Annotated in this window: 2 protein-coding genes; both read left to right on the top strand. The window is 72.4% G+C overall.

Annotation, left to right across the window (positions count from 1 at the left end):
• On the top strand, positions 1-5,637 hold a 5,637-nt coding region (locus ACZ4UB_RS39335; protein WP_468078073.1), incomplete at its 5' end, for a type I polyketide synthase.
• Between the two features lie 98 nt (positions 5,638-5,735).
• A partial coding sequence (locus ACZ4UB_RS39330) for a type I polyketide synthase (protein WP_468078071.1) occupies positions 5,736-10,308 on the top strand: 4,573 nt, incomplete at its 3' end.

Raw genomic sequence — 10,308 nt, 5'->3', positions numbered from 1 at the left:
GACGCGGCGTGGAACTTGCATGAGCTGACGCGTGACCGGGATCTCGCGTTGTTCGTGTTGTTCTCCTCGGCTGCTGGTGTGTTCGGTTCTCCGGGGCAGGGTGGTTATGCGGCGGCGAACTCCTTCCTTGATGCGCTGGCGCTGGAGCGGCGTGCTGAGGGGCTGCCCGCGCATTCTTTGGCGTGGGGTTTGTGGGCTGACCGTAGTGCGATGACTGGTGCGCTGGGCACGGCTGATCTGGACCGTATGCGTCGCGCTGGTATCCGGCCGCTCGCCACTGAAGAGGGCCTTGCCCTCTTCGATGCGGCGGTGCGTTTGCCGCATGCGTATACCGTTCCGGTCCGTCTGGATCTGGGCATGTTGCGTGAGCAGCGGCCCTTGGGTCCGTTGTTCCGTGCGTTGGTGCGTTCCACGGTCAAGCGAGCTGCGGCCAACACGCCTGTGGGTGGTGGTGATGGGTTACGTGATCGTCTTGCGGCGTTGGCTCCGGTGGAGCGTGATCGTGAGTTGACGGAGCTGGTGCGTGTCCAGGCCGCGTTGGTCCTTGGTCATGGCACTGCTGGTGCGGTGGAGGTCGATCGGGCGTTCCGTGACATGGGCTTCGACTCGCTGACCGCGGTGGAACTGCGTAACCGGATCGGGTCCGCCACCGGGCTGCGTCTGCCGGTGACCGTTGTTTTCGACCATCCCACCCCGACCGCCCTCGCTGCCGAAGTCGCCATCCGGCTCGGAGTGGACGCGAGCGTCGTCGCGCCGGCGCGTGCCCTCCCGGTCGCCGCGGCCTCGGCCTCGGACGACGACCCGATCGTCATCATCGGCATGAGCTGCCGCTTCCCCGGCGGTGTCGGCTCGCCCGAGGAGCTGTGGCAGCTCCTCACCGACGAACGCGATGCCATGGGCGACTACCCCACCGACCGCGGCTGGGACTCCGTCGACCTGCACAACGCCGAGTCCCCCGACCTGCACTTCGCCAAGGTCGGCGGATTCCTGCACGACATGGCGGACTTCGACCCCGGCTTCTTCGGAATGTCGCCCCGCGAGGCCCAAGCCACGGACCCCCAGCAGCGGCTTCTCCTGGAGGCCACCTGGGAGGCGCTGGAGCGGGCCGGCATCGACCCCGGCACCCTGCGCGCCACCCCGACCGGCATCTTCACCGGGCTGATCTACAACGACTACGCCGCACGCTTCCCCCAGCTGCTCACCGGCTACGAGGGCTACCTGGGCAACGGCAGCGCCAACAGCGTCGCCTCCGGCCGTATCGCGTACACCCTCGGCCTGGAAGGCCCCGCGATCACCGTCGACACGGCGTGCTCGTCGTCGCTGGTGGCCCTGCACCAGGCCGCACACGCCCTGCGCAGCGGCGACTGCACGCTGGCGGTCGCCGGTGGTGTCACCGTCATGTCGACCCCGCGCCCGATGGTGGAGTTCAGCCGGATCAGCGGCCTCGCGCCCGACGGCCGTTCCAAGGCGTTCGCCGCCGATGCCGACGGCATGGGCTTCGCCGAGGGCGTCGGCATGCTCGTCGTCGAGCGGTTGTCGGACGCGCGCCGCAACGGGCATCCCGTCCTCGCGGTGATCCGCGGCTCCGCACTCAACCAGGACGGGGCGTCCAACGGCCTGACCGCGCCGAGTGGTCCCGCGCAGCAGCGGGTCATCCGCCAGGCGCTCGCCAACGCCGGGCTCACCACCGCCGACGTCGACGCCGTCGAGGCGCACGGCACCGGAACCTCGCTCGGTGACCCGATCGAGGCCGAGGCCCTGCTCGCCACGTACGGCCAGGACCGCCCCGAGGACAAGCCGCTGCTGCTCGGCTCGGTGAAGTCCAACATCGGTCACACCCAGGCCGCGGCCGGCGTCGCCGGCGTCATCAAGATGGTGCTCGCCCTGCGGCACGGGGTGGTGCCGAAGACGCTGCACGTGGACGAGCCCACCTCGCACATCGAGTGGGACTCGGCCGGTGTACGGCTCGCCGACGCGAGCGTGCCGTGGCCGGAGACGGGCAGGCCGCGACGCGGAGCCGTCTCCTCGTTCGGCATCAGCGGCACCAACGCCCACGTCATCCTCGAACACGCCCCGGAGCCCGAGGCCGAGGTCGCGGCCACCGAGGTGACCGGCGACCACCTGCCGTGGGTGATCTCCGCCAAGAGCCCGGAAAGCCTGCGCGAGCAGGCGCTGCGCCTGCACGCACACGTCAGCGCCGCTCCCGAGGCCGGCCTGGTCGACATCGCACGCTCGCTCCTGACCACCCGGGCGGAATTCGAGCACCGCGCCGTCGTCATCGGCCGCGACCGCGAGGAACTGCTCCGGCGGCTCGCCGCGTTCGGCCACGGCGAGGAGACTCCCGGCGTGGTCCAGGGCGCCGCGGCACGCGACATCAGGACCGCCTTCGTCTTCCCCGGCCAGGGCTCGCAGTGGGCGGGAATGGCGCGCGAACTCCTGGACTCCTCAACGACGTTCGCCGAGCGGTTCGGCGAGTGCGCGGCGGCCCTCGCCCCGCACATCGACTGGGCGCCCGCCGACGTGCTGCGTGAGCGTGAGGACGCTCCGTCGCTGGATCGGGTGGACGTGATCCAGCCGATGCTGTGGGCCGTCATGGTCTCGCTCGCGGCGGTGTGGCGTGCGCATGGGGTCGAGCCCGCTGCTGTAGTGGGCCACTCCCAGGGCGAGTTGGCGGCTGCCGTGGTGGCGGGGGTGCTGTCGGTCGAGGACGGTGCGCGGATCGTCGCGCTGCGCAGTCAGCTGATCGGGCGCGAACTGGCGGGCCAGGGCGGCATGGTGTCCGTGCCCGTCGGTGAGGCCGCGGCGGAGGAGTTGATCGAGCCCTGGACGGGCCGGATCAGCGTCGCCACGATCAACGGCCCGCAGTCCACGGTCGTCGCCGGTGAGGCGGCGGCGCTGGACGAGCTGATGGCGGTGTGCGAGCGCGACGGCGTACGGGCCCGTCGCATCCCGGTGGACTACGGGTCGCACACCCCGCAGGTGGAGCAGCTTCGCGAGGCTCTCCTCGATCTCGCCGCTTCCGTGATCCCGCGCCCGGCCCAGGTGCCGATGTACTCGACCGTCACCGCCGAGCTCCTCCAGGACGGTGTGGCCGACGCCGAGTACTGGTACCGCAACCTCCGCTACCCCGTCCGCTTCCAGCAGACCGCGCGGGCCCTCGCCGACGCGGGCCACGGCGTCTTCGTCGAGGTCAGCCCGCATCCCGTCCTGACCGCCGGCATCGAGGGCAGCCTCGCGGACCTCGCGGCCACCCCCGTGGTCGCGGGCACCCTGCGGCGCGATGACGGCGGCCGCGGCAGGCTCCTGACCTCGCTCGCGGAACTGTTCGTCGCCGGCGCCACCGTGGACTGGTCGAGCACCTTCGACGGGGGCAGGACCGTGGACCTGCCCACCTACGCCTTCCACCGGCAGCGCTACTGGCTGGACGCCCCCGCGGCCGCGCGGGACACCGCGGGCTCCGGCGTCGACAGCGCCTTCTGGACGGCGGTCGACGGCGGCGACACCGATTCGCTCGCCGCCGCGCTCGGCGTGGCGGACGACTCCGTGCGCTCCTCGCTCGCCACCGTCCTGCCCGCGCTCTCCGCCTGGCACGGCAAGCAGCGCGAGGAGTCCGTCGTGGACGCCTGGCGCTACGGGATCGAATGGGCGCAGGTCCCGGACACCGAGGCCCGACTCACCGGCACCTGGCTGCTCGCCGTGCCCGAGGAGCGCGCCGACGACCCGACGGTGTGGGCCATCGGCGCGGGCATCGAGCGCCGCGGCGGCGCCGTCCACCAGGTCCTGCTCCCCGCGGAGCGCGCCGAGTACGCCGCCATCACGGGCGAACTCCCTTACGTCGATGAGATCTCCGTACGACTGCGCGCCGTCGAAGGACACGAACAGGCGGCCGGCATCCTCGCGCTGACCGGACGGGACGAGGACTCCCACCCGGCGCACCCCGGCGTGCCCCTCGGCTTCACCCGCACCCTCGGGCTGATCCAGGCGCTGGCCGCCACCGCGGTCACCGCCCCCATGTGGTGCGTCACCAGCGGCGCGGTCTCCACCGGCAGCGGCGCCGAACTCACCGGACCCCGCCAGGCGATGGTGTGGGGACTGGGACGGGTCGCGGCCCAGGAGAACCCGGACCGCTGGGGCGGCCTGATCGACCTGCCCGCCGAACCGGGGGAGCGGGACGTCGACCGGCTCTGCGCCCTGCTGACCGGCGCGACCGGCGAGGACCAGCTCGCGGTGCGCCCGTCGGGCGTCCTCGCGAGGCGGCTGGTGCGCGTCGCCGCGTCCCCGGGACGGGACGGCGCCTGGCAGCCCCCCAAGGGCACCGTCCTGATCACTGGCGGTACCGGCGCGCTCGGTGGCCACATCGCACGCCGGCTCGCCGAGCGAGGCGCGGAGCACCTGATGCTCCTCAGCCGGAGCGGACCCGATGCCGAGGGCGCCGACGAGCTCAGGGCCGAACTGACCGCGGCGGGCGCGCGGGTGACGATCCTGTCCTGCGACGCCGGCGACCGCGACGCGTTGGCGGACGCCCTGGCCGGCATCCCGGAGGAGCTGCCGCTGACCGCGGTCTTCCACACCGCCGCCGCCCTGGACGACGGCCCGCTGGAGACGTTGACCCTTCCGCGCGTAGCCACCTCGCTCCGCTCGAAGGCGGGTGCCGCGTGGAACCTCCACGAGCTGACCGCGGACGTGGACCTGTCGGCCTTCGTGCTCTTCTCGTCCACGGCGGGCACCTTCGGCGCCGCGGGCCAGGGCAACTACGCCCCGGGCAACGCCTACTTGGACGCGCTGGCCTGGTACCGCAGGGCCCACGGCCAGGTGGCGACCTCGATCGGCTGGGGCGCCTGGGCCCAGGGCGGCATGGCGGAGAAGGACGCCGTCGCCGATCTGCGCCGCAGGCACGGCGTACCGCTCATGGACCCGCAGCGCGCCACCCTCGCCCTGGAACGGGCCCTGGCGGGCGACGACACCTTCGTGGTCCTCGCCGACATCGAGTGGGACAAGTTCCAGCGCGCCTACACCGCCGCGCGGCCCAGCCCCCTGCTCTACGGGCTCGCGGAGGTCCAGCGCCCCCAGGAGACGGCCGCGAACGGGACGGGTACCGGCGGCACGGCGGGCCCGACCCTCGCCGAGCGGCTGTTCGGCCTGGCCCGTAAGGAGCAGGACCGGGTGCTGCGCGAGGCGGTCCGCACCCACGCCGCGGCCGTACTCGGCCACGACGGGGCCGACTCGGTACCGCTCACCCGCTCCTTCGCGGAGCTCGGCCTGGACTCGGTCACCGCGGTGGAGCTGCGCAACCGCCTCGGCGCAATGGTCGGGCACAAGCTGCCGGCCGGACTCGTCTTCGACTACCCGACGGTCGCCGACCTCGTCGGCTATCTGCGCGACCTGTTGGTCGGCGACGAGACGTACACCAGCCCGATGCTGGCCGAACTGGACCGCCTGGACGTCGAGTTGGCCACCCTGCGCGACGACGACCCGGTCAGGGGCGAGGTGGCGGAGCGGCTGGAGAAACTGCTGCGCCGGGTCAGCCCCGACTCGGTCGTCACCTCGGGCGGCAGGGCCGCGCAGAGCTGGGACCTGCAGGGAGCCTCCCAGGACGAAATATTCGCAATGATCGATGACGAGCTGGGAGAGCCGTGATCCGTACCGGCCGGACGCTCTGCGCGCCGCCCCTGTGACCCCACCCGGAACACGACTGCCGACCCCGTTAGTGCTGCTAAGGAATGGACCCGCCGCGCATGCCGAATGAAGAGAAGCTCTTCGACTACCTCAAGCGCGTGACCGCCGAGCTGAAGGAGACGAAGTCACGGCTGAAGGCCGTGGAGTCGGCCGGCAGCGAGCCGGTGGCGATCGTCGGGATGAGCTGCCACCTGCCCGGCGGTGTCGACTCGCCCGAGGACCTGTGGCGGCTGCTCTCCGAGGGCGGCGACGCCATTACGGGCCTGCCCGCCGACCGCGGCTGGGATCCCGCCTCGCTGATCGACGTGACCGGCGAGCGCCCCCGCTCCTCGTACGTGGCCGAGGGCGGATTCCTGCACGACGCGGGGGAGTTCGACGCCGCCTTCTTCGGGATCTCCCCGCGCGAGGCCCTGGCCATGGACCCGCAGCAGCGGCTGCTCCTGGAAACCTCCTGGGAGCTGTTCGAGCGCGCCGGCATCGACCCCACCGCGCTCCGCGGCAGCGACACCGGTGTCTTCGTGGGCTCCAGCTTCCACGGGTACGGCGACCCGACCACCGCCCCCGAGGAGGCGCTGGGCTATCTGCTCACCGGCCGCGCCGACAGCGTCATCTCCGGCCGCATCTCGTACACCCTGGGCCTCGAAGGCCCGGCGCTCACCGTCGACACGGCGTGCTCGTCGTCGCTGGTGGCGCTGCACCTCGCGATCAACGCGCTGCAGCTCGGCGAGTGCTCGATGGCGCTCGCGGGCGGCGTGATGGTCATGTCGACGCCCGAGGTCTTCGTAGGGCTCAGCCGGCAGCAAGGACTGGCGCGGGACGGTCGCTGCAAGGCGTTCGCCGCCTCCGCCGACGGTATGAGCGCGGCGGAGGGTGTGGGCCTGCTGTTGGTGGAGCGGCTCTCGGACGCGCGCCGCAACGGCCACCAGGTCCTTGCCGTGATCCGTGGTTCGGCGGTCAACCAGGACGGCGCGTCCAACGGTCTGACCGCGCCCAACGGCCCCGCGCAGCAGCGTGTCATCCGGCAGGCTCTGGAGAGCGCCGGGCTCGTTCCCGCGCAGGTGGACGTGGTCGAGGCACACGGCACGGGTACCAAGCTGGGCGACCCGATCGAGGCGGACGCGCTGCTCGCCACGTACGGCCAGGACCGCCCTGAGGGCGAGCCGCTGCTGCTCGGCTCGCTGAAGTCCAACATCGGTCACACGCAGGCCGCCGCGGGTGTGGCGAGCGTGATCAAGATGGTCGAGGCGATGCGGCACGGGGTGGTGCCCAAGACGCTGCACGTCGATGAGCCCACGCCGCATGTGGACTGGACCGCGGGTGCCGTGGAGCTGGTGACCGAGGAGCGTCCGTGGCCCGAGACGGGCCGCGCACGCCGTGCGGGTGTGTCGTCGTTCGGTGTGAGCGGGACGAACGCGCACGTCATCATCGAGCAGGCCCCGGCCGAGGAGACCCCCGAAGCCGAGGTCGAGTCCGGACCGGCCGGCCTCGTCTCCACGGGTGGCGTCGTGCCGTGGGTGCTGTCAGGCAGGTCGGCGGCCGGGCTGCGCGGGCAGGCGGAGCGGCTGCACCCGTTCGCGGCCTCCTCCGGGGCCTCGATCGCCGACCTGGGCTGGTCGCTGGCATCTTCGCGGGCGGCACTCGGGCACCGGGCCGTGCTGCTCGGCGCGGACCGGGAGGAACTGCTCACCGCCCTGCAGGCCCTGGAGGAAGGCGAACCCGCGGCTGGCGTGGTCACGGGTGAGGCGTCGGAAGGCGCTTCGGACGTGGTGTTCGTCTTCCCGGGGCAGGGTTCGCAGTGGGCCGGGATGGCGCTCGGGCTCCTGGATTCCTCTCCGGTGTTCGCGGAGCGGTTCGGTGAGTGTGCGGCCGCGTTGACGGCGTTCGTGGACTGGGTGCCGGAGGACGTGCTGCGGGAGCGCGAGGGTGCGCCGTCGTTGGATCGGGTGGATGTGGTCCAGCCGATGTTGTGGGCGGTCATGGTGTCGCTCGCGGCGGTGTGGCGTGCGTCGGGTGTCCGGCCGGCGGCCGTGGTCGGCCATTCGCAGGGTGAGTTGGCTGCCGCCGTGGTGGCGGGGGTGCTCTCCCTCCAGGACGGTGCGCGGATCATCGCGTTGCGCAGTCAGTTGATCGGCCGGGAGTTGGCGGGTCAGGGTGGCATGGTGTCGCTGCCGTTGGCGGAGGATGCGGCGCTGGAGCTGATCGAGCCGTGGTCCGGTCGGGTGAGTGTGGCCACGATCAACGGTCCGCGGTCCACGGTCGTCGCCGGTGAGGCCGAAGCGTTGGACGAGCTGATGGCCGTGTGCGAGCGCGACGGTGTACGGGCTCGTCGTATTCCGGTGGATTACGGCTCGCACACTCCGCAGGTGGAGCAGTTGCGTGAGGCTTTGCTGGAGCTGGCTGCTCCGGTGGTGCCGCGTGCGGGTGACGTGCCGATGTACTCGACCGTGACGGGTGGTGTCCTTGAAGCGGGTGTGGCTGATGCGGAGTACTGGTTCCGCAATCTGCGGCAGCCGGTGCGGTTCCTCGACACGGTGCGGGAACTGATTGCCGAGGGTCACACCACCTTCGTCGAGGTCAGCCCGCATCCGGTGCTGACGTCTCCGGTCGAGGAGACCGGCGAGGCGATGGGCGTCGAGGTCCACGGGGTCGGCACGCTGCGGCGTGAAGAGGGCGGTGTCCGGCGCTTCCTCACCTCGCTGGCGGAGTTGTGGGTGCGGGGTGTGGAGCCGGAATGGCAGGGCGTGTTCGCCGGCAGTGGTGCACGCCGGGTCGGACTGCCCACGTACGCCTTCCAACGCCAGCACTACTGGCTGGACGGCGCGGCCGGTACCACTGAGGTGTCCGGGGCCGGTCTCTCCTCGCTCCGTCACCCGCTGCTGGCCGCCGGCATCACGCTCGCGAACGGCGAGGGCCACCTCTTCACGGGCCGAATCTCCCTGCAGACGCACCCCTGGCTCGCCGGTCACGCGGTGCTGGGTCGGGTCCTGGTGCCCGGGGCCGCCATGCTCGAACTCATGCTGCGGGCGGGTGAGAGCGTCGGCTGTGAAGTCCTCGACGAGCTCGTTCTGCAAGCCCCGCTGGTCGTACCGGCCGGCGACGCCGGGGTGGATATCCAGGTCGCCGTCGATTCCCCCGACGAGCAGGGCCGGCGCGCGGCGCGGTTGCACTCCCGGACGGTGCGGCCGGGCCAGGACGACGACGGTGCGGAGTGGGTGTGCCACGCCGAGGGTCTGCTGATCGCGGCGCCCGCCCCACTCGCCGATGAGCAGGCCGCGGCCGACTCCGCCTGGCCGCCCGCAGGCGCGGAGGCCGTGGACATCGACGGGTTCTACGACCGTCTGGCTGCCACCGGGTACGGCTACGGTCCGATCTTCCAGGGCCTACGGGCGGTGTGGCGGCGCGGTGAGGAGCTGTTCGCCGATGTCGTACTGCCGGAGGGCGGCGAGCGGGACGCCGGGCGGTTCGGGGTGCACCCCGCGCTGGTCGACGCCGCGCTGCAGACGGGTCTGGTGACGTTGCTGGAGGACGGCGGCGAGCGGATGATGCCGTTCTCCGCTGCCGGGGTCCGCCTCCACGCCACCGGTGCCACCGCGGTACGGGTCCGGCTGACGCCGACGGGCGCCGACTCGATCGCCGTGCGGCTGACCGACGGCACCGGCCTTCCGGTGCTCACCATCGACACGCTCACCTCGCGCCCGCTCACCGCTGACACGTTCTCCGGTCAGAGCGTCGATTCGCTGTACGAGGTCAACTGGTCGCTGCTGGCGGATGGTTCGGGCGACCTCGCGGGTGTTCCCGGTTCCGCCGTGGTCCTGGGTGACGCTCTGACGGAGCTCGGCCTGCCGCGCTACGAGGACCTCGCCGCGCTCGCCGAGAGCGTCCGCAGCGGCGGCGCCGTGCCCGCGACCGTGCTCCTGCCCTGCCCGCCGACCGCGGCCGGGGACCCTCCCGCCGCGGTCCGCGCGCTGCTGGCCTCCGTGCTCGCCACCGTGCAGGAGTGGCTCGGTCTCGAGGAGCTGGTAGAGGCGCGCCTCGCGGTGGTGACCCGCGCGGGCTCTGTCGTGGCACCGGGCGAGCGGCCCGAACCCGGGCAGGCCGCGGTGCAGGGCCTGATCCACACGGCGTCCTCCGAGAATCCGGGCCGTTTCCTGCTGGCCGACCTGGACGGGGCCCCGGAGTCCGCCGCGGCCCTGCCCGCCGCGGTAGCCGGTGCGGTGGCCGCTGACGAGTCCACCCTCGCGCTGCGTTCCGGAGCGGTGTACGTGCCCCGGCTCGGCCGGGTCACCAGCGCCGGCTCCGGCACTCTGGCCCTTCCCGGGGTCGAGGCGTGGGGCGTGGAGCTGGACACGGGCGGCACTCTGGACGGGCTGCGTCTGGTGGCCGCTCCGCGCGCCGCCGAGCCCCTCGAAGCGGGTGAGGTGCGGGTCGCCGTACGCGCCACCGGGCTCAACTTCCGTGACTTACTGGTGTCGTTGGGCGTCGTTGCCAAAACGGCGGGGCTGCCGACTGCTGAGGGCGCCGGCGCCGTCCCCGAAACCGAGGCGTTGTTCGGTAGTGAGGGTGCGGGTGTGGTGACCGAGGTGGGTCCTGGTGTGACGGGGCTCGCGGTGGGTGACCGGGTGATGGGTCTGT

It is taken from the genome of Streptomyces sp. NPDC028419, from assembly GCF_055565515.1.
This window is presented reverse-complemented; position numbering and strand designations above follow the sequence as displayed.